This window comes from Pelagicoccus enzymogenes (assembly GCF_014803405.1).
GTDB classification, from domain to species: Bacteria; Verrucomicrobiota; Verrucomicrobiia; order Opitutales; family Opitutaceae; genus Pelagicoccus; species Pelagicoccus enzymogenes.
Window position 1 is genome coordinate 222,831 of record NZ_JACYFG010000006.1, and the last position, 26,255, is coordinate 249,085.

Consider the following 26,255-nt stretch of genomic DNA (forward strand, 5'->3'; position numbering starts at 1 on the left):
CGCGCGGAGACCGGTCTAGCGCATCACCGAGCCAACGAAATGCTTGGGCGAAACGCCGAAGGTCTTCTTGAACACCCTCGAGAAGTGCGCCGGATCGTGAAAGCCGATCGCCCAGCCGACCTCTTTCACGGAGAGCGACTCGTGCATCAACAAGCGGGCGGCTTCGTTCATCTTTGTCCGGGTCAAGTACGCATATGGACCTTCGTGGTCGAAACGCTGGAAAAGGCGCGAGATATAGGCTTGGTCGTAGCCTACGCGAGAAGCCAATTCCGCCACCGTATCCACTTCCCGAAAATTCGACTGGATCTCCGAGCGGCACTTCAGATAACTGCTGTAAGAATTCGAGAGCCGATTCCGATTCAGCTCCCCTTCGTCGCTGGCATGCAACAGGAGCCCCTCCGCCGTGAGCTCGCAAAACTGGATCGCCTGCGCTCCTCCATCCTTCGCCCGGGCCACAATCTGACGAAAGTTGTGCTCCATCCAGCTCGTTCCCGCATACTGGATAGGCTGCCCTTCCGCCATCGCAGTTCGCGAAAAAAGCGCTTCCACCCGCGAACCGTAAAGGTCGATGAAGCCCTTGACCAAAGGAGCGTCCCCCAAGGACTCGATGAGCAAGCTCTCGTTCGGCCGGTATCCAAAAAGCGTGCCACGCCTCGCCACAAACTCCCTGCCAGCCACCACCACGCGAGCCGAGCCAGAAATAACGTACTCGATTCCGATAAATCGAAACTCGCTTCGGCTCAGACGATAGCTCGAGGCGCACCGCTCCACCCCTCCGCAGGCCAGCGAAAACCCAGCCTGCTTGGAGTCGCTTACGTTGAGGAAAAAATAGTCCCCGTCCTCAACCTGCTCCGAGATGAAGCTCGGCAACTCCCCTTGAGCAACGCCACTGCCGGAGCCTCCCTCCAGCCCGAGCTTCGATACAGTCTTCGGCTTCATTGAGAAAACAAAACCACCCCTATCCCTTCGGTCAAATATATCCAAGCATCCAAGCAAATCCCACGACTAAGCCGCAAGCTGCCACCGCGAGCGTGACGAAGCCCTACCACTTCGGATCACGCTCGCCCACCGCCCATAGCATTCCCCCGAAAATGTGCTGCTGGAAATCGTGATCCGCGTAGCTCTCCTCTATGTGCCCGAGAGCCGAGTAGAAAACGCGCCCGCCAAAAGCCTCGTGGTACCAAGCGATCGGATGCGATTCGCCCATCACGTGCTTCTCTTGCGGATAGTAGCTTTTCTCGTCCACCTCCAGGAGCACGTTCAAGTTCTCCGGAAAGGGAGTGGCAAAAGTATACCACTCGTCCGTCCAAATCCACTTCTGGTCAAGGTGCAGGCAAGCTGGAAACTCCCTATCCACCACCTCGATCAATCCAGTCTGCCGCGGCGGGTGCGACAAGAAAACTCTCCCAACGAGCTCTTCCCACCACATCCAACGCTTCTCCTCCTTGGCCGTGGCCGAAGCGGAATGGATCCCCACGATTCCGCCCCCTGATGCGACGTACTTCTGAAACTCCACACGCTTCTCCTCGCTCAACTCGCAGGGGTTGGCGCTCACGAAGACGATCACGTCAAAATCGGCGAAGGTCTGCTTTCCAAACTCTGCATCCCGCTCCACCCAGGTCAGATCGAAAAAATGCTTCTTGGACAAGAACTCGAACGCCTCCCGCACTGCCGGCACGTTGCGATGATGGTACTGGTCGTAGGCGTCGGAAAAAACCAAGGCCGAGAACTGCTTGGCGTGTAACACCGATGCGGATACAGAAAGCGAAAAGGCAACAAAAACAATCGAGGCAAACTTCATAGTCGTTCGGGGCAAGCAGGTCCGATCAGGCGTCACGTTTCGAGCTCGAAACGGATCAAAAGCGTCCAGACAGCGATGATCGATAAGACTGACTTCCTCCGACGGGAGGTCCATCCCATAATTCCTAATGTCCGAACAGTTCCAACCACTCAGCAACAAGCCCGCCCAGCATAGAACGCGTATCCAAGATTCAATATCAATATCGTTCCTAAAGGGCTCTTGCAGAGCCAGCAGCTCCTCTGCCCCCATCAATGACGGGGCGAAGCGAGACCTGCCAAGCGCCACGCCCGGCCCCGGTACCACTTAGGTCGACGGAAAGGCCACCCGCGGCGGGGTCGGTCTCCCTGATCAAGAAACCCGAGCGGCTCGGTTCGAGAAAAAGCCATAAGCCGCGATCGCGACGAAACAGAGCAAGGGCAGAGCGAAGGACGCTCGCACGCCCATCAATCCCAGCACTTGCTCTTGGTCGATAATCATCGCCTGCAGCGGCGGCATCAGACAACCGCCCCCGATCGCGAGGATAAGTCCCGCGGACGCTAGCTTCGCGTCGTCTCCCAAGCCATCCAAGGCCAAGCCATAGATCGTGGGAAACATCAGCGACATACAGGCGGAGACTCCCACCAAGCACCAGAGCCCAACCATGCCGGGCAAGAAGATAACGCCCAAGGTCAAAGCGCCTCCGCCGACCGCCAAGAAACAAAGCAACTGCCCCGGACGGAAATACTTCAGGACAAAGGTACAGATGAAACGGCTGGATACGAAAATCACCATCGCGACGATGTTATAGCCTTGGGCATCGGCTTTGCTCATTCCCAGCGTCGCTCCCGCGTATTGTATGATGAAGGTCCAACACATGATTTGGGCTCCTACGTAAAAGGCTTGGGCCACTACGCCCCAAACGTAAACAGGCCGCTTCATCAAACGGCCGAACGTCCCACCCAAGTCCAAGGGCTGGCGGCCAGGACTCGTCGTGTGGGGAAACTTCGTAAAGGCGAATACCAGAAACACCACCGCAACCACGATTCCCAGAACGATGTAAGGCCCCGTAATCACCGCCAAGTCGCTCTTCGCAATCGCATCAAACTGAGCAACATCCGTATCCACCAAAGCGCGACGCTCTTCCTCGGATGCCGTATCTAGCCGGGCCAAAATGAATTCCTTGGCCACGAACATGCCGGCGATGGATCCCATGGGATTGAACGCCTGAGCCAAATTCAAACGTCTCGTGGCGGTCGCTTCCGTCCCCATCGAAAGCACGTACGGATTCGCTGTCGTTTCCAAGAACGACAAGCCACAGGTCATAATGAAGTAGGCCAAAAGAAAGGGAGCGAACTGCTGCATGCCGCTGGCCGGCACGAAAAGGAAGCACCCCGAAACATACAGAGCCAAGCCCATCAGGATGCCCGACTTGTAGCTGAAACGCTTGATGAAGATGGCCGCCGGGATCGCCATGAAACAATAGCCACCATAGAAAGCCGATTGGACCAGCGAACTTTCCGTATTGCTCAGCAGCAGCACGTTCTTGAAGGCCGCTACCATGGGATTAGTGATATCGTTCGCAAATCCCCAGAGCGCAAAAAGGCTCGTCACGAGGATGAAGGGATAAAGGTAACGGGGCTGGATCACGCGATCCGACAGAGACGACGCGCCAAGTTCAGGGGAATCTTGTTTCATAGGGGCAGGGTTTCAAGGCAGTGCCAGACGATGCGGCAACAGTGTTTCTCAAGCGAGAGTGACAGACTAGATCAAGCAGTCGAGGGAGGTCTATCTCCCATTTGCATAAAAAGCTCCCGGGACCGTTCATCCCGGAAGCCAGCGTATTCGTTATAAAGAGGAAGGGCTCCTAACGGTAAAGCGGTCCATACGTTTGGCAGGCCCGAAAGTCCGCGCTCTCCAAGCCCGCAGTGCCGAAGGCCTTCCAGGAACTCGGACGGAATATCCGTTCCTCGGATACATTATGCATGTAAACCGGAATTCGCAGCATGGAGGCCAATGTGATATAGAGATGGCCCACATGTCCGCAGGTCAACACGCAGTGGTTGGCGCCCCAGCTGTTCATCACTTCATAGGCGCTGCGAAACGCCCCTTCACCCGTCAGGGTCGGCGCAAACCAAGTGGTCGGCCAAGTCGGATTGGTGCGATCGTCCAAGGCATCGTGAATCGTTTCGGGCAACTCGATGGAGTAACCTTCCGCAATCTGCAAGGCCGGTCCCAGACCATCGACCAAATTCAGACGAATCATGGTGGACGCCATGCCGCCGCGCGTCTTGAAGCGAGTGCTCCAACCACCACCCGGAAAGTACTCCGTCACAGAAGGATGCCAAGTCGTCGCCTGCAAGCAGGCATCCACTTCGCTGTCCTCAATTTCCCAATACGGCTTCATCGTCGGATTCCCATCCGAATCGCCTTGCTGCCCCGTACCGTCTAGGGCGGCCGGACCGGAATTGATGAGATGCAGGATTCCGTCTCCTACCAATTCATGCGAAAACCTCTCTCCGCTGGCCTGAGCGATCGCGTCCATGCTCCAGTAGGTCCGCAAGTCCGCGAAGACTTGGGCCGAGTTAGTCAAGAGATGTCCCAGCAGCATGCCCGCACCGTTCATGGCGTCGTTTTCCGTGGCGACGATGTAGGGAGGACGCTTGCCGTTCCAGTCGAAGGACGTGTTGAGGATCGCTTCCAAAAAGTCGCCATTAGGAAAGTGATCCGTCCACTGGCGTTGACCTTGGAATCCTGCCGCGATCGCGCTGTGCCCATGGGCCTGCTCGCCCAATCCCATCTCCGCCAGCTTGGGGTTGCCGACCATCAGGTCGCGAGCGATCAGTGCCATCTTTATGGATACATCCCATTCGCTGTCGAGCGACTCGCGCGAACGCTTGGTTTCATCCGAGTTATAATCCTTCCCCTCCGGGCAGTTCTCGGCGACCCAAGCCTTGGCCTTCTTGAATTCCTCTTGGTCGAACTGGTCCTTCTGCAGTCGCCCCACAAATTCTGTCAGGTCGATCGCCTCCACTCGCATGCCGAAGTACTTTTCCCACATGGAGCTGTCCACCATGGAGCCCGCGATCCCCATCGAAGTCCCTCCCATAGAGAGATACGAGCGGCCCTTCATCAAACCTACTGCCAGTCCGCAACGAGCGAAGTTGAGCAACTTTTCGGCCACGTCAGCTGGGATCTCCTTGGTCCCCGCCGGTTGCACGTCTTTTCCGTAAATGCCAAAGGCCGGCAGCCCCTTCTGCGTATGAGCCGCCAAGACGGCTGCCAGATAGACCGCTCCGGGACGTTCCGTGCCGTTGAATCCCCAAATCGCTTTTACGGTGTGTGGATCCATGTCCATCGTCTCCGAGCCATAGCACCAGCACGGCGTCACCGTGATGGTAACCGCAACGCCTTCCTTGCGAAACTTCTCAGCCGCCGCGGATGCTTCCGCAACGCCACCGATACAAGTGTCTGCCACCACGCACTCCACTGGCTTGCCGTTCGGGTAGCGAAGCACCTTAGTCAGGAGTTCGACCACCGAACGAGCTTGCTCCATGGTTTGCTCCTCCAGCGACTCGCGTACACCGCCAAGGCGCCCGTCAATCGTCGGCCGAATTCCAATTCTAGGTAGCTCGCCCTTCCAGGGGCTGAGCGCAGCATTTGCTTCAGTCATAGGTCAATATCAACAAGGTTATAGGTCAGTTCCCGCTTCGCCTTCGGGCAAAATGCGCTTACGTATCCAAGCTTGCATACAAATTGCGATGGCAACGGTCGGGGTGTCTAAATTCAAAATGGGAATACAAACGAGGCCCAGGAGGGCTACGTGACCGAGCACTATCTCATATCGCCGCAGCGCTGGGAATAGCTATAACTTGCACACCAAACAATTTTTGATCTTAGTTTCGGAATGCCCACCCCTCAGTTTCCCCTCGGCAAAGTAGAAATAGCCCCCCATGTGCACAACGCACGCTACGTCTGCCCCACAAATGCGAGACAAAGCGCTGCATTTCAGTTCATTGCAGGCTACGAGGAGTGTGACGGCCGCTATCGGATCGCCCGTCACTCCTATCCATACTTGATACTTGAAATGGTGGTTGGTGGAGAAGGATCCTTGAGAATCGATGGAGCCACCCACGCTGTGGAAGCCGGCTTCTGCTTCTGCGGGGGACCGGACATTCCCTACGAATTTTCATCCAGCTCGCGAAATCCCCTCCGCAAGTACTTCCTCGTTTTCGGTAGCCTGCAGTCAGGGAATCTGGCCCCGCAACGGCGCCTCTACCCAGGGTTCACCACCCCTCACGCCCCAGCCGACGAACTGAGAAAATGGGGCGAACTCATTCTCGCAGAGGGCGCTTCCCAGTCTCCCGACGCCCTGGAAAACGTGTCTGCCCTCGCCAGCGTACTGGTCCGAAAAATCGCCCCAGACGCCAGCGGCAGGGGAGCCGAGCATAGCACCGACGCCCTCGTGGTTCGGGCCCTCCGGGAGATCGAGCGCAATTTCAAGAGCCTCACTTCGCTGGAAAGCCTCGCCACTAGCCTATCGGTGAGCAGCGAGCACCTTTGCCGCGTCTTCAAGGCCAACCGCAAGGCAAGCCCCTACCGCATCCTCATGCGGCGCAAGATGGAACACGCCTACGCGCAATTGAAGATGACCCAAACGCCCATCCAAGAGATCGCTCACTCCTTGGGCTTCAGCGACAGCTTCCACTTCTCACGAGCCTTCAAAAAACGCTACGGAATTCCGCCCTCCCGCACCCGCTAGGGTCCGAGCCGAGCACTCCCGTTACAATCCACTCAGCGGCTTCCGCTTTCCGAGCCCCGCTTCATTGGTGTAGCGGGCCCGGGCTTCCTCCAGGAAGGCGACCATCTGCTCTCGCTTCGAATCGAGGGCCGGATCGCTGATCAGGTTCCGCCACTCTCCGGGGTCCGATTCCAAGTGGTACAGCTCCTCGAACATTAGGTTTTCCAATGTCGGCTCCGCGTAAGTCGCGACGTATTTCCAATCCTTGGTGCGCACCGATATGAGCGGCATGGTCCCGTGCTGGGGATGCGGAGCTTCGTAATAGATATACTCGCGCCAGTCCTCTACCGATTCCCCTTTGAGGAGAGGAACCAAGCTTCTGCCGTGCAATTTGTCGTCCTCTGGCAAGCCCGCCAACTCGAGCACGGTCGGCATGATATCAAGATTGAGGGCCAAGGCTTCGCTGACACCGGCTTCCACCCCTGGACCGCTCACGATAAGGGGTACGCGAATCGACTCCTCGTAGGGAAGCACCTTGCTCGTCAGACCATGCTCTGCATTGAACCAGCCGTTGTCGCCCATGAGGATAATGTAGGTCTCGTCTTCGAGCTGCTCGCGTCGCAAGTAGTCCAGCAGCTCGCCCACTGCCGCGTCCATATCGGTAACCGAAGCGTAGTAGCCCTGGATATGGTCGAGGACATTGTTCAAGTCAGCGTATCCATATTCAAGCGCCCGCTGCCGTGGACGGTTACGTTTCAGGTAAGGCGGCTTCCCAGGCAATTCCCCTTCCCAAGTACTGGGATAAGGCAACTTGGATTTTGGATACAATTCGAGGGAAGACTCGCGGGCTGGCCAAGCGAAACTGTTGTCCATGTGCGGGGCAAAGGAGTTGTAGCATACGAAAAACGGCTTGTTCCGCTTTCTCACGGTATCCAAATAGAGCATCGTTTCCCGCGTGGTTGCATCGTCTACAAACCCTTCTAACACAAGTTCCTCGCCCTGCCGCATGAAGGTAACATCCCAGTACGGCACCAAGCCGTAGAAGTAAGACGAATACGCGAACCCGAGCCTTTCCGGCGTGCTGGAGAGATGCCATTTTCCAAACAGGGAGGTCTCGTATCCTGATTCCGCAAGTCGTTCGGCAAGCGTATCGTCTTCCACAATCAACGCGGATTCCATGTCCATGACCCCATTGGTACTGCCATAGTAGCCCGTCAGCAGCGAGGCCCGGCTCGGAGCGCAAATCGAAAGACTCACGAAGGAATTTGGAAAATAGCGGCCGCTTTCCGACAAACGATCGATATTCGGAGTTTGGATACTGCTGGCACGGGAAGCTCCTACCGCATCCCAACGATGGTCATCCGTGTAGATGATCACGAAGTTCGGACGACTTTCCGCCACGACCCGAGTCGCAGGATAGAGCGCTAGGAATACCAAAAGGGCTTTCAAAAGGCGGGGAATTCGGGAGCAATCTAGTTTTTTCATAACGGGCATTAAAGACGGGCCATATTAAGGTTCTATCGAGTGACTTACAGGGAAAGACTATTTAAACAACGCACCCGACTGGGTGACTCAAAATGCGAGGGTCGCGGAAACGGAGCTGCCGGCGTCGTGCGGACCGTGCGGCAAATTGACCTTAGCCGAACGACGCTCGCCGTCCGAGATTCTCTCGATGCTTAGGTTTATCTCTCCGCTTTCCCGAGTTGGGCTGGCGACCGTGAGCGTAAACTCTCCGGCAGCTCCTTCCAAAACCAGCAGCGCGCCGCGACGGTCCGACTCCAACGCAAAGCCGTTTCCCAGCTCAACTCGCCCCTCTTCATAAAACACCAGACCAGCAATCCCCGCGGCCTCGTCCAGCACTGCTTGCTGCTGAGCCGAATTCGCCAGAACCGTGAACTTTGCATGACGGGCAAAGTCCGGAGCCGACTCGATCAGTCCCTCGTCCACAACCGCATAGGCATAAGCCCCCTTTCCGGCCGGAGCATGCTCCACTGCGATCGTGAATACGTCCTCGCTCAAAGGAGCGTCCGATTCCCTCCGACTCAGCTCCCGCCAACTGCCATGTTGCGTCTCCGCTCTCAGCAAAACGGACTGAACTCCCGGGAAATAATAGAGCAAGCCATGGTGGCTCGCCCAAGAATCGCCACCCGAAAGCCGCAACTCCCCTCGCTCCATTCGATCCGGCTGACCTCCTTCTCCGCTAAGCGTGACGTCCTGCTTCAACAGCGTCTGGTTAACGGTGGTCCGCAGCGGCCTTCCCCTAGCCGACTCAATTTGCGCCCCCAAGCAAACCAGCCCCCAATCAAAGGCGAAATAAGCCTTTTTCGCCCTAACGTCGTCCTTCTCGTAATCGTATCCAACACAGCCATACCAGCCATCGCTCACTCCTCCCGCAAAGTCAGTAGTACCCTTCGATCCAGACGTTCCCGATCCCACACGCGGTATCGGGCCCTCGCCCAGAGGTGTGGTTGTACCCGGAATCCCCCGCCAATCCCATACCGGCAAGATCCCCTCATACTCGTTTCCGCTCCTGAGAAAGAGGGTCGCCCCGTCTGGCAAATAGTAGCTCTTAAGCCCTTCCCCGTTGAGGTATTCCGTGCCGGACATGCGACGGGAGTAAACATTTACGGACGCATAAAACTCGGGCCGGCGATGTACCATGAATTCGGAGCGATGGAAATAGCGGTTCCCCGCAAGCACGTCCTGGCCACCACCGCTCGCGGAAGCGACCAGAGCCTGCAGCTCTTCCCGTCGCTCCGCCCCTGCCTCCAGCAACGTAGCTGCCACGCGGGCCAAGTAACGTCCACTGCTTTCGGGACGAGCCACGTTGCGCCCCAGTGCCGCGTAGTCGGCGAATTGCCCCCGAGCCATCCAGCGATTTCCCTCGAGCAACATATTCTCCAACAAGTCCCGGGTCTTTCCAGCCATCTCAAACTGGCCCCCTTGCGACCAATAAAAGCACTGGGTCGCATCGATTAAAAACTCGGCTCCGTATCCGTGCGAGTACAACAAGGCCCCGTGCTGGTGAAAGCTGTAGTCCGCCTGCAAGCCCTCGCCCGCAGAGATGCGAACCTCGTCCTCGATGCGTTCAAAAGCTCGATCCACCAAAGCTGGCTTCCCCTCGAGCACGCCCCGCATGACCGTGACCTTGTTTATCCAAACCAAATTCTGCCCGGTCATCGGACGCTTCGCCCGCTTCATAATTTCGACGATCCGCTTCACCCTTGCGTGCGAAAGCTGATCATCGAGCAAAGCGATTCGTCCCATCTGCAATGGCACTCCGATTTCGTTTCTCCACCAATTCGTGAATATGAAGTCGTGATCGAACCAGTAGTCTAAACCTCGATACAGAGCCTCTCTTGCATCCTCCCCCAATCCTGCGAATCGAATCCCTACCGCAATCGCCAAGAGACGGTTCATGTGTTCCCAGCCTCCCGCCATATCGGGAAGACCAGAATCGTAATAACGGATGTCCTTCCAAGATCCATCGGCCTGCTGCGAACGAAGGTATCCCGCCAAATCCGCCGGATCCACCTCCTCTCGCTGAGCCGCCACAATCCGCTGGCGAACCCTTGCGAGGTCTCGCCTTGCAGCTTCGCTCAGCTCTCCCGAGTCCAAAGGATCCGCCTGATGCTCTTCGAAACGAAGCTGCTGCAAGGCTTGATGGTCTTGCATCCGTTTGAGCTCCTGCGGGGAGACTTTTCCTACGGCATTCCCCAAAAGCAGATCGCCCCAATGGATCGGCATTGGATTGGGCCCGGGCTCCTGTTTCAATTCAAGCTTCATACCGAGGTCACCGCCGAGCTCGATTGGCAGATCGCTCAAGTCGTCAAGGTCGACCGCAATGTCGAGCAGCCACTCTTCGCCCGCTTTCCTGCCTCGCCCGCTGATCACCTCGCTGGGTACCAGCGTCTCGCCTCCCGCCCTCACCAGGGAGGAAGAAACGGTTACCTCCTCGCTCGGCAGGGATAGCGAAAAATTGTAGTCATCTTCCTGATACGAGAAATCGCTGTCATTCTCGATATCCAAGCAGAAGTGAAAGTACTTCCCGGCTTCCATCGCTTCCGGGCTCAGTTTTATGCCGATCCGCAGCTCACGCTCGAACCAGCCAAATTTAAACCAATAATCAACCGGCTCCCCCGAAACCTTTACCCAAGCAAGCTCGCCCATAGCCTCCTGCGGGTCGCCCTCCAAGTGATGAGCGACATAGAGAGGCCGCGCCTCGGCGAGGCAATCCGCAACAAAGGCTAAAGCAACGAGGGCTAGGCAGGGAAGCAATCTCATCGCTGCAACTCCTCGGGCGCCGGGAATTCGCGCATCGGGCTGTACCGCAAATAGGAATCGAAAACCTCCTTGTCCGCTCCGACGACACGCGGGTCATTCGTTTCTCGCAGCTCTGCGAACAAGGCCTTCTTCAGTTTCGCCTCCAATCCGGCATAATCGCTGGTCCCAGCCAAATTAGAGAGGCAATAGGGATCCGCGCTCACGTCGTAGAGCTCGAATTCAGGTCGCTTTCCTACTGCATGCCAAAAGTAAGCTCCGTCCTCCTCGTCATCGTAGTTTTCGACCAAATACGACTTGCTCGGGCTTGCATCGATATCGGTGAATGCCCACTCGCTGACATGCTTGCCAGCAGCGTCCAGTCCATAAAGCGGCAATAGCGAATTCGCTTGTTCCGGATCGATACGCTGCGGAGCGCCCGCTGGCCAACGCTCCGGCTTGGCATTCCAGATCAGCAAGTGTTTCTCGCTGCGAATCGCCCGCTGAGGATAGCCCCAATTCTTGTAGCGCGACGACGAGTGCCGCTCACGCCCAGAGAAGGCGTATTCGTTTTCCAATACACCGCTTCCGCTCTTGTTCGATCTCAATGCCTCGGCAAAACTATGCCCCGTCATCGGGAGCATCTCTAAAGGTTGCGTTCCGGTCAGTTCCAGAATCGTCGGAGCAAAATCGACAAAGCTCGCCGGATCGTCGATGATCCGCCCGCCGGGAAACGCTTTCGGATAGCGGATCGCCAGCGGCACCCTAATACCGTAGTCGAAGCCGTTCGCCTTGGCTCTGGGAAAAGGCATGCCGTTGTCGGAGGTTACGATGACGATGGTGCGATCCAACTCCCCCGCTTCCTCCAAGTAACGCAGCATTCGCATGAGGTGTTGGTCAAACCACTCGATCTCTATCGCGTAGTCGAGCAGGTCGCCCCGGATGACCTCGTTGTCAGGCAAGAAGTCCGGTACGTCCACGTCGGCCAACTTCTTTCCCAAGCGGCGCCAAGCGCCCTCCTCGTAGCGGCGGTGCGGTTCGCTGCCCCCGTACCAAAAGAAGAAGGGAACTCCAGAGGGCCGCTTGCTCATGAACGATTCGAAGTTGGCAAAATAGTCGGTTGGGCTGAGCCGTGTCGTCCGGCGCGTGTCCTCCCTCCCCTCATCGTCAAAGCGGATTTCGCTCAACTCCGGTCCAGCGGCATCCTCTTCGCGCCAAAGGTCGTCGCTTGCACCGCGAGCGTACTGGAAGGGCCCCACCCCCTTTCCGGTCCGGCCCACGAAATAGCCATTGCGGCGAATCTCATCTACGAAGGGAACGTACTGCTTCAACCACGCTGACGCGTGCTGGCCAGACTGCTCGTTCTGCCAGTGGTGGCGACCTGTCACGAGGGCGCTTCGGGACGGAGCGCAGCCTGGCGATCCAGCGATGCAATGCGAAAAGTAGACTCCCTCTTCTGCGATTCGGTCAAAAGCAGGCGTATTCACAAATCGGCTACCAGCAAAACTGGTGTGGGCGTACGACTGGTCGTCGCTGATCGCGAAGAGAATATTGGGTCTCAACGCATCACCGCCGGAGGAGCCGCTGCTCGCGTATGCGAGCGCTTGAGCAAACAATAGAACGAGGAGCAGCAGATTCGGTCCGCATTTCCTCAGCAGAGAGTTGCCGGAAACGATAGGTTCAAAGCGATGGGGTCTGGTTCGGGTCATGATATCGATGGGGTATGCGAGCGGGAAACCGCGCTGGGCTCAGCGATTCAGCTTCCCGCAGGTCTCGGGAAAAGTAAACGCCGTCCCGGGCGGGGGCCAGAGCGGAAACGGCAAATCCCTGTCCACACTGCTGCATTGACCCTGAACCAAAGCTTGGACGCAACGGACCCAATTTATTTACCGTAAACACGTTTGAATCTCCAGCCATTACACCCCTTCTTTCTCCCCTTCCTCGTGGCTAGCGGAGACTACGCACCGTCGGTCCGGCCCGCCAGCTTCCCTCTATCTTAACCGTTTGGGGAGCGGAGGGCAGTCCGAGCATGCGACTGTGCAGCTGACCGACGAGTAGTTCGACGGCGGCGCTGCCGAGAAGATCGAAGTGAGTCCTCATCCCGGCAACCGCGGCCTTTTCGTCAAGCAGTTCAAGCTGGGCAAATCCCGCTTCTCGCGGTATCTCCACCCCCATTCGTCCCAAGGCCTCCAGAGCCGCGGGACGATTCGAGACCACCACCTCCGGCCGGTGGGCCTGATACCAGGAAGCGAAGGTGTCGTCCTCCCAACGCTTGTATTCAAATATCGGCACCTGACATTCCGGCAGGGTTTCCGACAAATGGCAAAGCGCAGCTGCCTTGTGTCGCCGGGCGTGCATCTTCTGTACTTCCTCGTTGAATACGAAACCGATTTTCCGGTAGCCTAGGTCCTTCAACTCCTGCAAGAGGGTGAGGGCATTGTTGTAATGATATTCCATCACTCGATTGAGCCTCGGCACAACGATGGTATCCCCCAGGGCCACAAGGGAAAACGCGGAACAGTCGAAGTCGAGGCAGGTGTCGGCCTTGCCCGAAGAGGATAAGATGATCCCCTCGATTCCACGCGACTTGAGGATGCCCGCGAGTCGCGTGGGACTGGTGCGCGGCTGGTGATACCAAAAGAGCTCCACCTTGTAGCCGAGCTCCTCCGCTCGCGCTGCAGCCGACCTGAGGAAGGCGGCCAGCGGAGCTTCCCGTTCCACGAATTCGCGATCTTCGCTGGTGTTGATCAAGGCTAGGGTATTCTGAAACACACGCGTGCCCTTGCGCCCGGCAAGGTAGGACATCATGCGAGACACCGCCGGATCGGGAACGTAGCCCATCTCCTCCGCGATCGCGAGAATCCGCCGACGCTTCTCCTCCGAAACGTTCGGAGCGCCGCGCAAGGCGTAGGAAACCGCCATCGGGGTAACGCCCGCTCGTTCAGCTATGTCCTTCAACCGTATCCGTTTCTCTCCCACCCTCCCTTTCCAACAGGTCGAAGGACCCAACTCAATCATTTACGGTAAACAAGCGGGAATCCTTGCTGGCAGGGGCCTCAATTGGCGACAAGCTAAGCCTAGGCAACAGCCCCGCGCCGCCCCTGCTCTACCCTTTTTCAATCGAGACACTCCATGGATAGCTCCCCCTTCACCGCAATTGACTGGACCCTGCTGATCGCATTCCTGCTCGGAACCACCTGGTTCGGCCATGCCCTGCGCGGCAAGGGGCAGGACGTGGAGTCCTTCTTCGCCGGCGGACGCGATTTGCCTTGGTGGGCCGTCTCCGGATCTCTCATCGCGACCAGCACCAGCGCCCTGACCTTCGTAGCAGTCCCCTCCGTGGTCTTCAAGCCGGGCGGCGACCTGACATTTTTCCAGATCTCGATCGGTTTCATCCTGGGCAACATCCTACTCGCCCACACCCTCCTCAAAGCGATCTACAACGCCAAGTACTACAGCCCCTACGACTTCGTGGAGGATCGGCTCGGCCGCAAGGTCGCCAACTACACCCGACTGCTTTTCACTATAGGTGCAGTTCTCTCCCAAAGCGTCCGCCTCCTCTCGACCGCTCTAATCCTAAGTGTCGTAACTGGACTTTCACTACAGCAATCCATCCTCGTCATCGGCCTATTCGCCGTGATCTGGACCTGGATGGGCGGCATCACCACCGTCATCTGGACCGACTTTCTGCAGCTGATGATCTTCGTCTGCGGCAGCCTCTTCATCCTCGCCAACCTGCTGTTCGCGCTGCCGGGAGGACTGACCCAGATCCTCGAAATCGCCGACGACAAGGGAAAACTCGTCATCCTCAACCTGACCGCCAACCCGACCGTAACCTACACGCTTTGGGTCGGCATCTTCGGTACCACCATCTTCGAGTTCGCCCAAAAGAGCGTCGACCAAGTCGTCACCCAGCGCCTCTACTGCTGCCGCAACCTGCGCGACGCCCAGAAAGCGCTCTACGGTGCCTGCTTCGCGAATGTCACCGTCTGGATCATGCTGGCCGTCGGAATCGGCCTAGTCGCCTTCTTCGAAGTCAATCCACTGCCCACCGACGCAGCCGCCCAGATCGCCTCCGAACCGGATCGCATCGTCCCTTACTACATCATCAACCACCTGCCGGTCGGCGTTTCAGGCCTGCTGGTAGCGTCCCTCTTCGCAGCCGGCATCTCCACGCTCGACTCCGCCCTCTCCGCCCTTTCCCAAACGACCACAACCAATCTGCTACGCACCTACATCTTTCGCGACCGCCCAGATCGCTTCTACCTGAAACTCTCCAAAGGCTGCGTCCTTTTCTGGGGCATCGCCCTCAGCGCCATCGCCTTGCTTTTCAACTCGACCAAGGAACTCGGCCTGCTCGATATGGGCCTCTCAGTGCCGGGCTACGTCTACGGCTCCATCCTAGGCATCGCCCTGCTCGCATGGATGCGGGTAGGCGACCTGCGGGCAATCCTTGTCGGCAGCATCGCGGCGACCGTATCGATTCTTCTATTACAGGAATATGGGGTCAGCTTCTTCTGGTGGTATCCGGTCGGCGCGGCGGTACTGATCGCTTTCGCCTTGGCCACCCTGCGACTAATTCCGAGTAAGAGCGTTCCGAAGGCATAACCTCGTAACCAACTTTTAATGACATCTACAAAAAACCTTCCTGAATCCTACGATGTAATCGTCGCCGGTGGCGGACCCTCCGGTTCGATGGCCGCCCTCGCCGCAGCACGCGAAGGCTGCCGCGTCCTGCTTGTCGAACAATTCGGCTTCCTGGGCGGCAGCCTCACTGCCATGGGAGTGGGTCCCATGATGACCTTCCACAACAATTCCGGGGAACAGGTCATTCAGGGCTACCCTCAAGAATTGATCGACCGTCTCATGGCTAAAGGCGGCAGCCCTGGACATGTCGAAGACATCATCACCTACGTCTCTACCGTCACTCCCTTCGACAGCGAAATGCTCAAGATCGAGCTGGAAGAAATGCTGACCGAAGCCGGAGTCGATATCCTTTACCACACCATGCTGCTCGATGCCGAAGTCGATTCGGGCAAGCTGAAAGCGATCACCATCGCTAACAAGGCGGGTGTTTCTCGCATCGAAGGAAAAGTCTTCATCGACTCCACGGGCGACGCGGACCTGGCTTCGCGAGCGGGCGTGCCCTTCGAGTTCGGTCGCGATGCCGACAGCCTGACCCAGCCCATGACCATGAATCTCAAGCTGGGCAACGTGGATCGCGACAAGCTGATCGACTACGTGAAGAACAACGTGGACGATTGCGAATTCGACTACGGGGCGGAGCTCGGCCTCAAGAGACTGGAAACCGCCCCTCGCCTCTCACTCAAGACTTTCATCAAAGCCCTCGAGCAGGCCCGCAAAAGCGGAGAGATCACCTTCAACCGCGAATTCATCCTCCTTTTCGAAACCAGCGAAAAAGGGACTTTCATCATCAACGTATCCAGAATTCAAGGACTGAATGCGACCAACCCGCTAGACCTCAGCAAAGCGGAAATGATCGGCCGCAAACAGTGCTTGGAGATCTTCAATTTCCTGAAAAAGCATGGGGCGGGCTTCGAGAACGCCATCCGCCTCGACTCTTCCAGCAAAGTGGGCGTGCGCGAGTCGAAGCGCGTCGTCGGCCGCTACACGCTAACCGCCGAAGACTTGCTGAGCGCCCGTGAATTCGAGGACACCATCGCCCTCGGCGGCTACCCAATCGACATTCACTCGCCCGACGAAAACGGCACCAATACTCAATTCTTCAAGCCCGGCACGACCTACTGCATCCCGCTGCGCTCGCTGCAGACCAATGAGGTTTCAAACCTGCTGGTCAATGGCCGTTGCCTCAGCGCCAGCCACGAAGCCTTCGCCGCCATCCGCACCACACCGACCATGATGGCGATCGGTCAGGGAGCCGGCACGGCCGCAGCTTTAATGAAAGACTCAAGCGGTCAGGCTCTTGATCTGGGGCAGTTGCGAAACGCCCTAGAGAAAAACGGAGCCTTGCTGGTTCCGCCCCCTGCTCCTGCCGAAGCGTAACCCCGCCATTGCCCCCAATTACCACCCGTCATGCGATTCTCACTACTTGCCCTAGCCCTCAGCCTCCCTTGCTCGGACGCCCTCGCGGAGTTGCGTCTGCCTGCTCTGGTAAGCGACGGGATGGTGTTGCAACAGGAGTCCGACGCGCGGATTTGGGGCTGGGCAAACGCAGGCGAAACGGTGGAAGTCAGCGCCTCCTGGGGTGAGTCGGCCGTGCCACTTTCCGCAACCGCGAACAGCGACGGTCGCTGGAGCATCGAACTCGACACGCCTACCGCCAGCGGTCCTCACACCGTCACGATCTCGACTACCGAGGAATCAATCTCTGTATCCAATATCCTGATCGGCGAAGTCTGGCTCTGCTCCGGGCAGTCCAACATGGCGATGCCGGTGGAGGGATTTAAGAGCCAGCCAGTGGAAGGCAGCCAGGAAGCGATTATCAATAGCCGCGACGATTCGCTCCGCCTCTTCCCCATGAAAGTGCAACTCGCCGCAGAACCGGCCGAGGACGTGACGGGAACCTGGCAAAGCGCGACGCCTGAAAGCGTGAGCCGCTTCAGCGCTGTGGGCTACTTCTTCGGCGAGAAACTTCGCGGCACGCTCGATGTACCCGTCGGACTGATACTCGCTGCCCGTTCCAGTTCCGCAATAGAGTCCTGGCTGCCGAGCGCGGCCATCAAGGAGTTCCCCCCCGAAGACCTGATCGAACAGGACCCAAAAATTCCGCACCGGGCCCACTCCTCGCTCTACAACGGTATGATCGCGCCAATTAGCGACTACGCCATCCGCGGCGTGCTTTGGTACCAAGGCGAAGGCAATCGCCACCACCCGCTTCCCTACGCCAAACTGCTGCCCAGCTTGATTGAAAACTGGCGCCAGTCCTTCCAAAGCCCGGAGCTACCCTTCTACTTCGCCCAAATCGCTCCCAACGTGGAACGCTTCAACGAGCTCACCGAGCAACAGGACCGTGCCGCCTTCCTGCGCGAAACGCAGTTCCAAACCGCCAAGAACCTTCCCCACACCGGAATGGTCGTCACGCTCGACATCGGCTCGCCCCATACCATCCATCCTCCCAAGAAACGGGAAGTCGCAGACCGCTTCGCCTACTTCGCTTTGCGCGAACTTTATGGATACACGTCCATCGGAGCGAGTGGCCCTGTCTTTGAACGCGTCACTTTCGAGGATGACACCGCGATCCTCCATTTCACCGGAATGGCCAAAGGCTTCCTCAACTACGAGGTGCCTCTCGAGCAGTTCACGATCGCGGGCTCAGATCGCGTTTTTCATCCGGCCACTGCGGTATGCAAGCGCGATGGCACGGTTCACGTATCCAGCGATCAGGTACAAGATCCCGTAGCCGTCCGCTACGCTTGGAAAAACTGGACCGAAGCCAGCCTATTCGATTCCGCAGGCCTGCCGGCCTCGTCTTTCAGGACCGACCAATGGTCCTGGTAACTATTAAGGAACCAAAAACACAAACCAACCCCGCCAGTCAACGCGGGGGCTAAAACACCAAATCACCCTATGAAAAAAATACCCCTCTTAATATTGGGAGCTCCCCTATTCGCGACGCTTCCAACCTATGCCCAGTCTGACGACGAGGACGACACCTTCGAACTCTCTCCTTTCGTCGTGTCTGCCAACGAGGATACTGGATACATGGCTACCAGTACTCTCGCCGGCTCACGTCTGCGTTCCTCCCTGCAGGACGTAAGCGCGTCCATCTCGGTGGTAACCGAGGAGTTCATGGACGACACTGGATCCACCGACGCCAAGAGCCTACTCGTCTACACCGTCGGGACGGAAATCGGAGGCTCAGGCGGCAACTTCTCCGCTACCGGCGCTTCGAGCGGATTTGCCGACGAGCGAACCAGTCGAGCCAGCGCCACCGGCCGCAACCGCGTGCGCGGCCTCGCTTCCGCGGACCTGACCCGAAACTACTTCGCCACTGACATTCCCTTCGACTCCTACAATACCAGCCGCGTCGAGGTGAATCGCGGCGCGAACTCCATCCTCTTCGGCCTGGGAAGCCCCGCAGGTATCATCAACAATTCTACGGAAACCGCGCTCTACGAGGACAGCACCACCGTCGAGGCTAAAGTCGGATCCTACGGCTCCATTCGAGGCGTGCTCGACATCAACCGCGTGGTGATCGAAGACCAGTTGGCCATCCGCATCATCGGCCTGGAAGACCGCCAAAAGTTCCAGCAAAAGCCAGCTTTCGAGAACGACTCCCGCCTATTCGTTTCCCTCGACAGCAAGCCCTTCGCCAACTCAGACGGAGCCCTTGCGAAGCTGTCCTTACGCGGCAACTACGAGAAGGGCGAGATCGAGGCCAACCGCCCCCGCATCACGCCACCCTCGGACAACATCACGTCTTGGTTCGATCCGTGGGATCCGGCCTCCGAACCGAAGTTCACCTTCGATCCGGGCAACACCCCCTACGGCAACCGAAATCGCTCCGAGGCCGAGCCGATGGGAGGCGCCCTGCGCAACCCAGTGGTCATCTACCCGGACGAAACGTCACCCATTCCCGCTGACCCAGCAGCTACCGCCGGCCAAAACATCATCGGACGCCAGTTCGTGCTCTCCAACTGGACCTTCCCCAGCGGCACCCGCACCACCGCCGTACACACCGGCATCACACGGGTAAGCAACGCTCTCCGTCAAGCCGGCGACCCGGATTGGGGCTTCTACCAGCAGCCCAGCCTGACCGACACCAGCATCTTCGACTTCCGCAACAACCTCATCGACGGTCCCAACAAGTACGAGGACTCCGAGTTCGAAGCGTGGAACCTCACCCTCGAGCAGCTCTTCCTCGACAACAAGGCGGGCATCGAGCTCACCTTCGACCAGCAGGAGATGAGCAACGCAAACGGCTCGCTGCTAGGCGACGAGCGTAACGCCACCATCGCAATCGACAACGCTCTGACCATGATCGACGGCACGCCCAATGCCAACTTCGGCCGTCCCTACGTCGTCAATGTACCCAAAATGTACTACGACGAAGCGGAACGCAGCGCCTGGCGGGCCACCGCATTCTACGATCTGGACCTGCGCGAGAAAACCAACAACGACCTGCTTGGCCGTCTGCTCGGCCGTCACGTCCTCACCGGGGTGCTCAGCGAGCAGACCCGCGAAGCTCAGTCTCGCTACGGAGCCACCACCTACGCCGGTTCAGAGTTCACGCACGGAGCCAGCTCCAGCATCAGCAATGGCCAAGGCCCCCGCTTCGGAGCGATCCACTATCTGGGCGGCAGCCTAGCCGACATGGATTCCCCAGCCGGCGCCAACATCCCGCGCCTCTACACCGAACGCAGCCTATCGGCCTTTAACCTGACCGGCAACGACGCCGTCTTTTTCCTCAAGGAACAAGGCGCCAGCGCTGAGGCGGAAGTCATCCCGCTGAACGTTTTCAACAACGACCGCCAGCTGACCATCGCTCCGGAAGACGCCGACTTCGGCCGCTCGGAAGTCGAATCGATCGCCCTCGTCTCCCAAAGCTACTTCTGGGACGACCTGCTGGTGGCCACCCTCGGCTGGAGAGAAGACGAGCTGACCACATACGACGCCGGTCCAGCCCCGCTGCACCCGCAAGGTTCGCGCATCGTCGATCCGGACGTCTACACCCTGCCAACAGAATCGACCTTCAATGACAAGAGCGACACCTTCTCCTGGGGCGTGGCCTTCCACCTCCCGGACAGCGTAACCGAGAAGGTAAGCTGGATCGATCGCATCAGCCTGTACTACAACGATTCGTCCAACTTCCAGCCGACCACCTCCCGCTTCAACGTCTATGGTGAGCGCATCTCCTCCCCACAGGGCAAGAACACGGACAAGAGCATCGGTCTCTCGATGTTCGAAAACAAGCTCCACATCCGGGCCACATGGTACGAGACCGATCAGGTCAACGTGAGCGAAGGCACCATCTCCACCCAGATCCGCGAGATCGTGAACCGCCAGTACGTGCGCCTCATCGAGACCACTCGCTTCGGCCTCAATCCAGATCCGAACGGCGACGGCATCCCCTTCGAGTCGGGCTACATCGCGCCGCCGCAGTTCTTGTTGGACACCTTCAACGTGATTCGCCTCCCAGACGGCACCGCGACCTTCAGCGACCCGGGCAACGTCGTCGGCGTCACCGAGTCTAGCTCCTCCGGCTTCGAGCTCGAGACGGTCTACAACCCGAACCAACGCCTGAGCCTCGTCCTCAACGTCGCCAAACAGGAAGCCATCCGCGACAACAGCGGCGCCGCCCTGCGCAAGTTCTTCTTCGAAGACGCAGTCGGATCCAACGGCGAAAGCCTCTACGACAACTGGACCGGTCCTGTCGGCCAGGGACTCGTCATCACACAAGGCGGAGTCACCCTCGCCCAGCAAGCAGAGTCTATCGCCAACGAGATTCGCTCAGTGGTCGCCCAAGACGGAGCGATCCGCCAGGAGCTGCGCGAGTGGCGGGCCAATGCGGTGGCCAACTACCGTCTCAACGACACGTGGAACGTCGGCGGAGCCTACCGCTGGCAGTCCGAGTCAGCGATCGGCTACCCGATCACCGAAGCTCCCAACGGCGATCGCATTATCGACGTTGCCAACCCGTTCTTCGGACCGAACGAGTCAAACCTCGACGTCTGGGTTGGTTACCAACGCCCGATCATGAACGACAAGGTCAACTGGAAGATCCAGTTCAACATCCGCAATCTGCTGGACGAGGACGACCTCGTACCGACCATTGCCCAACCGGATGGAACCCACGCCATCTATCGCATTCCTGAAGAGCGTCGCTGGGAACTCTCCTCCAGCTTTACCTTCTAAACGAAGCTAAGCCTGGAAGGCCGCTTCACAAGCGAGGCCCTTAAAAATCAACGCCACTTGCGCTCGAAAGCGCAAGTGGCGTTTTTGTATCCGAACGAAGAGAGATTTCTAGAGCGTTTTCCGTTTATCCTGTCGCACTACTCATCACCACAAGTTCCTGTGGAAGCGTGCTTGTCACGCGATTTACCGCGTCAAATCATACGAAAAACGCTCTAGGCTATTCGGGGCAATCCACAGCCTGAGCGTTGCGCACTTCATTCGCCTCTCGGGCGGACTCGTATTTGATGCCAGACATCCGTACATCAGCGACGGGCAAACGTTCGTCGCCAAGGATCCGATACACGTATCCCACCTCTCCGACCCGAATATTCTCAACCCGCACAGACTCGATGCGAGTCATACGCTTTTCATAGGTAGGCACCAGATCGCGCCACTGGAAGAGCACATCCGTATCGATTCCTAGGATACCCTTTCTAAGATCTCCAGCTTCGATATCCCGCATCCACACGTTGCGCACCCACCCGCCACGACGCTCGTTGGTCTTGATATAAAGGAGATGCCCGACCTCGCCGATCGACTTGTCGAGACGGCAATTCTCCACCAGCACATTCTCCACTCCCGCCGACAGCTCCGTGCCCACCGCCAAGAGCTGATGGGCATTCTTCACCTCGCAATTGCGGATCACCACATTGCGAGTCGGCACCCCGATCCGCCAAGCGTCCCGATTTCGCCCTGACTTGATGGCAATCGCGTCATCACCCTGGTCGAACACGCAATCCTCGATCAATAGGTTCTGGCACATCTCCGGATCAACGCCGTCGTTGTTGTGCCCGTGGGCTTTCACGGAAACCCTGCGGATCACCACGTCTTCGCAAAGAAACGGATGCAGCACCCAAAACGGGCTGTTCACGATGGATACGCCTTCGATCAGTACATGCCGACAGCGGTTAAACTGCACGAACTGCGGACGGAGATTGGCATCGCCCTCCGTCATGTCGCGCATATCAAGCGGCCAGTCTTTCGAGCCCATCTCGTAAAGCCGCTTCAAGCCCTCCATGTGAGCTGGCGGCCGGGCGAACCACTCTTCCCAAACCTCCATCTCCGCCACCAGAGTCCCCTCGCCACTGATCGCAACGTTCTCGCACTCGTATCCATAAATCAACGGCGCATAGTTGAGACACTCGAAACCTTCCCAGCTCGAAGAAACCGCCGGCAGGTAGTCCTCTGGGGCTCCCGAAAACGAAAGCCGTGCCCCACGCTCCAGGTGCAAATTGACGTTGCTCTTGAATCGAATGCCCGAGCAAAGCCATTTGCCCTCGGGAACGACCACCACGCCACCTCCAGCGGCACTGGCGTTCGCAATGGCAAGCGCCAAAGCGTGTGTCGTTGCGGCACGATCCTCCGGCAAAGCGCCAAATTCCACGATCGATCGCCTCGGGCACTTCTTGAAATCCGCAATCCGGATACACGGCATTTCAAAAGGAGCCTCCACCTCTACCCTCTCGTAACCAAGACTATTCTCTTTTTCGTTCAGCATATTAAATTGTGGAAAGTGGCTTCGTGCCACGATTTTTCGTATCCTTGTATCTACAAAAAAGTGGCCACGCCGTCTTTCGGCGCAGCCACTGATGAATCAATTGCCTAAATTCTTAGGACCCTAGAAGATGAACGAGTTAGTGAGCGACCAAGTGAGGCCGTCTGTTGGACGCCACTTGTAGTCTTGCCACTCGAATGTCGATGGGTCCGTACCAATGCTGCGCTTTTCGATGACGTAAGGATCGTCGTCGTCGAAGACGTTCTTCACGTTGAACTGTACGCGCCAATCAACTTTGTCGTTGATCGGACGTCCGTAAGTCGCGAAGAAGTCGACGGTGGTACGCTCTTCTCCCTTGGCAGCACGGGAGACGTCGAAGTTGCCATCAGCATCCTCGAAGTAACCGATGATGGGAGCGCTTGCCCAGCTGAAGCTGGAGCCGACAGATGCGCCCTTCAAGGCAGAGTCGCCCTGGAAGCTGTACTTAACCACACCGTTCATACGATACTCGGAGGACGGGAAGTTCTGGTTGCCCTGCAAGGCAACAATCTTTGCAGCCTCGTAGTCAGCTGTGTTCAGGTAGCTTCCCAAAGTCGTCGAACCGCTTTCAGTCGTCAGGTTCGCGTAGTCTGGATTTGCATACACGGAGCGACGTCCTGCGAAGTAGTCTAGCATGTCTGTACCTGCTTCGTTGATAATCGTCTCGTTTTGGCGACCGGAAAGGCGGAAAGTCCAACCATTGCCGAAGCGACCATTAACGATGAGTTCGACACCTTCCGCCACCTCGTCGGAGCGAGAGTGAGAGCCTCCCCCTTCGAGCAGGTCTTCGGTCGAGCCAGTCACATCTGGATTGCTGTAGAGGATCGTTTCGATCGCCTTCAGGTCCTGAATGAAGGCAGAGAACTGACGCGTCTGTTGTGCCACTGTCTCGTATGCATTGAGCGAGATATTCAAGCGATCTTCCCAAAGGTTGAAGCGCACTCCGTACTCATCAGTTACCCCGTCGGTCGCGCCGAGAAGCTCACCGTAGATGTCTTCACTCTCCGAAGGCAAACCAATGCTATTGGCCTTGCTGTAGGAGAAGCTGATCCAATCGGTAGCGTGGAAGACGACGCCATGGTTGCGAGAGATACCAGAGTTGAAACCGGTGCTCTGCTCTGGAAGCGCGGCATTGCGGAAAGAGATGTCACCAGCGGGCGTTCCTTCTACATAACCGAACTCAGGAACAACGATGGTGTAGGGATTGCTACGATCTCCCGTCACTGCCTGGGCCAGCCACTCTTCACGGGACTCGTCACGATAGCCGATAGAGGTTACGATGCGATCGTTCCAGAAACGGCTCTGCAAGACGTACAGCTTTGTATCCAACTTGTAAGTCTGGTTCTTGTTGGCCCATCCGTCAGTCTTGGTCCACTCGAAAGTGTAACCGTCGATGTTCATCGTCTCCTTATCCCAGTAGCTGTCTCTCCAATCCGAGGAGTAGTACTCGCCAGCGCTCGGGTCGAAGTATTCCTTGAAGAGCGGACGCAAGCTGCTAGCTGCGAAGTTCGAAGTCGTGATCGGACCATCAGGAGTGCCGGTGGTCACCATACGCCATTGGTCCCAAACTTCGTTCTTTTCATTTTCTTCGACCATCGCCGCCAAACGGTGCGTGCCGAAAATGTCACTACGCTCACCGAAGTCGAAGTCATAGGATAGCGACAGACGATAGTCTTCGATATCCCAGTAGCGACGCAGTTGCATTGGACGCGAAGTCGCAGTGTAGTACTCGCCGAAGTGCTCACCGGCTTCCGGCTCGATGCGGAGAGCGGTGTTTACGGAGTGAGTTGAGAGCTTTTGCTGCTCAGCCTTACCGTAAGAGAAGTCCAAATACAGATCCTCAGTCAGCTTCTGCTGAAGATTAAACTCCGTCACATTGAAGCGAGTATCGGACAGCGTATTCGTACCTGCAGGCTGGTAGTTAAGTGGGTAACCAGCATCGATCAGGTTCTGCGGATTGTCGACAGACAGACCGTTTTCCGTGGCTCGCTCGGCCAGCAGCCAGCGAGAACGAGTGGCCGACTCGCGGTCACTCACGATGTAGGCAGTACCGATGATTCTCAAATCGTAGTCCCGTCGATCAACCGCTGTATCCGAACCTGCAAGCAAAATTGCGTTGCCTTGCGATATACCATTCGGGTTACGGGGATCGTCTTCTGCAATATAGAAGTCGACGACCTCTGGACTTCCCGCATCGAGGAAAGTAGAGTATTGGTCAGCGCTGAACACCTTCCTTGGATACGCACGGTCTACATTATTATACTCGTGGCTCAAAGTGAGCGTGGTCTTTTCCGTCGGCTTCCAACGCAAGGAAGCATGCAAGGCATCCGACACCGTGTAGCCTGGCTTGTGGAAGTACTCCCAATCCTGGCTCAATGCGTTTACGCGAAGGGCAAGCTTGTCTTCGATGAGAACCTTGTTGATGTCAGCGGTCGCGCGCTGTCCACCTTCGCTGCCGATTTTATAAGAAACCTTATTTTCGTCCGTGAAGAAAGGTACTTTGGTGGAGTAGTTGTAGGATCCACCTGGATCGCCGAGACCGAAGAGAACCGCGTTCGGACCCTTGGAAAAGTCTACGCTCTGTGCGTTGTAGGCTTCTACCGAAGTCTCCAAGTTCATGAAGTTGCGAGTCGCCGTGCCTACCTTGAATCCGCGGATCGTCAGGTAGTTGAAATTCCATGCTTCGCGCTCTTCACCGTTACCGTTCGCGAAACCAACTTCCGCCGGCTCCACATTGTTGGCGATGGCTGCCATGTCCTGCACGTCGGTAATCGCCAAGTCCTCCATGAGATCCTTAGTGATAACATCGACCGAGTTGGCGATGTCCTTCATGCCGGTAGACGTACGACCACCCAGCAAAGAGCTGGTGGCACGGTAACCTTGTTCTTCGCCGGCTGAAACTTCGAAAGGACTGAGCTCAAAGACCTCGTCGTCCATTTCTTCCATGGATTGAGCAAGTCCACCGCTTGCGCCCACCATGGCCAGGCAAGCCGCAACGCCAAAGGTCGGCCGCCAATTCGGTTTTGTATCTATTTTTCTCATAGGGATAGAAGGGTATTCAGTTTTGT

Annotated in this window: 15 protein-coding genes; 5 read left to right on the top strand and 10 right to left on the bottom strand. The window is 57.5% G+C overall.

What is annotated here, in order from left to right; translation table 11 throughout:
• Positions 1-15: 15 nt before the first annotated feature.
• From IEN85_RS03530 to IEN85_RS03545, 4 genes are all read right to left on the bottom strand, one after another.
• Entirely contained in the window at positions 16-939 is a 924-nt protein-coding gene (locus tag IEN85_RS03530) for an AraC family transcriptional regulator (protein WP_191615683.1), read from the bottom strand.
• A gap of 103 nt (positions 940-1,042) precedes the next feature.
• Positions 1,043-1,801, bottom strand: a complete 759-nt coding sequence (locus tag IEN85_RS03535; RefSeq protein ID WP_191615684.1) for a ThuA domain-containing protein — start codon at positions 1,799-1,801, stop codon at positions 1,043-1,045.
• Between the two features lie 348 nt (positions 1,802-2,149).
• Positions 2,150-3,475, bottom strand: a complete 1,326-nt coding sequence (fucP, locus tag IEN85_RS03540; RefSeq protein ID WP_191615685.1) for an L-fucose:H+ symporter permease — start codon at positions 3,473-3,475, stop codon at positions 2,150-2,152.
• 169 nt (positions 3,476-3,644) lie between these two features.
• Positions 3,645-5,450, bottom strand: coding sequence for an L-fucose isomerase (locus IEN85_RS03545; protein ID WP_191615686.1), 1,806 nt, complete (start codon positions 5,448-5,450; stop codon positions 3,645-3,647).
• A gap of 234 nt (positions 5,451-5,684) precedes the next feature.
• Between IEN85_RS03545 and IEN85_RS03550 the strand changes: the two genes are divergently transcribed.
• Positions 5,685-6,539 carry a helix-turn-helix transcriptional regulator gene (locus tag IEN85_RS03550; protein WP_191615687.1) on the top strand — a complete coding sequence of 285 codons (855 nt, stop codon included), beginning with the start codon at positions 5,685-5,687 and terminating at the stop codon, positions 6,537-6,539.
• Positions 6,540-6,560: 21 nt separating this feature from the next.
• Here the strand turns inward: IEN85_RS03550 and IEN85_RS03555 are convergent, their stop codons facing one another.
• The 4 genes from IEN85_RS03555 to IEN85_RS03570 all read right to left on the bottom strand — a co-directional run bounded on the left by IEN85_RS03555 (position 6,561) and on the right by IEN85_RS03570 (position 13,736).
• The gene (locus tag IEN85_RS03555) at positions 6,561-8,003 is read right to left on the bottom strand and encodes a sulfatase-like hydrolase/transferase (RefSeq protein WP_224772432.1); all 1,443 of its coding nucleotides are present in this window, start codon (positions 8,001-8,003) and stop codon (positions 6,561-6,563) included.
• An 87-nt stretch (positions 8,004-8,090) separates the two neighbouring features.
• Positions 8,091-10,802: a polysaccharide lyase family 8 super-sandwich domain-containing protein gene (locus IEN85_RS03560; protein ID WP_191615689.1), complete on the bottom strand. Its 2,712-nt coding sequence runs from the start codon at positions 10,800-10,802 to the stop codon at positions 8,091-8,093.
• Positions 10,799-12,487 carry a sulfatase family protein gene (locus IEN85_RS03565; protein WP_191615690.1) on the bottom strand — a complete coding sequence of 563 codons (1,689 nt, stop codon included), beginning with the start codon at positions 12,485-12,487 and terminating at the stop codon, positions 10,799-10,801. Before IEN85_RS03565 ends, IEN85_RS03560 begins: the two co-directional genes overlap by 4 nt.
• Positions 12,488-12,725: 238 nt before the next feature.
• Positions 12,726-13,736, bottom strand: coding sequence for a LacI family DNA-binding transcriptional regulator (locus IEN85_RS03570; protein ID WP_191615691.1), 1,011 nt, complete (start codon positions 13,734-13,736; stop codon positions 12,726-12,728).
• A 174-nt stretch (positions 13,737-13,910) separates the two neighbouring features.
• Here IEN85_RS03570 and IEN85_RS03575 point away from each other — a divergent pair, with 174 nt between their 5' ends.
• The 4 genes from IEN85_RS03575 (at position 13,911) to IEN85_RS03590 (ending at position 21,614) form a co-directional block, all read left to right on the top strand.
• Positions 13,911-15,386: a sodium:solute symporter family transporter gene (locus IEN85_RS03575; protein WP_191615692.1), complete on the top strand. Its 1,476-nt coding sequence runs from the start codon at positions 13,911-13,913 to the stop codon at positions 15,384-15,386.
• A gap of 18 nt (positions 15,387-15,404) precedes the next feature.
• Positions 15,405-16,802, top strand: a complete 1,398-nt coding sequence (locus IEN85_RS03580; protein WP_191615693.1) for an FAD-dependent oxidoreductase — start codon at positions 15,405-15,407, stop codon at positions 16,800-16,802.
• A gap of 30 nt (positions 16,803-16,832) precedes the next feature.
• Positions 16,833-18,257, top strand: a complete 1,425-nt coding sequence (locus tag IEN85_RS03585) for a sialate O-acetylesterase (protein WP_191615694.1) — start codon at positions 16,833-16,835, stop codon at positions 18,255-18,257.
• 69 nt (positions 18,258-18,326) lie between these two features.
• Complete coding sequence (locus tag IEN85_RS03590; protein ID WP_191615695.1) at positions 18,327-21,614, top strand: TonB-dependent receptor plug domain-containing protein; 3,288 nt, start codon at positions 18,327-18,329, stop codon at positions 21,612-21,614.
• A 217-nt stretch (positions 21,615-21,831) separates the two neighbouring features.
• On the opposite strand, the gene IEN85_RS03595 is transcribed toward IEN85_RS03590, so the two are convergent.
• Together IEN85_RS03595 and IEN85_RS03600 are read right to left on the bottom strand one after the other, a co-directional pair.
• Complete coding sequence (locus IEN85_RS03595; protein WP_191615696.1) at positions 21,832-23,151, bottom strand: glycoside hydrolase family 28 protein; 1,320 nt, start codon at positions 23,149-23,151, stop codon at positions 21,832-21,834.
• Between the two features lie 120 nt (positions 23,152-23,271).
• A complete protein-coding gene (locus tag IEN85_RS03600; RefSeq protein WP_191615697.1) occupies positions 23,272-26,229 on the bottom strand; it encodes a TonB-dependent siderophore receptor in 2,958 nt (985 codons plus the stop codon).
• Positions 26,230-26,255: the final 26 nt, after the last annotated feature.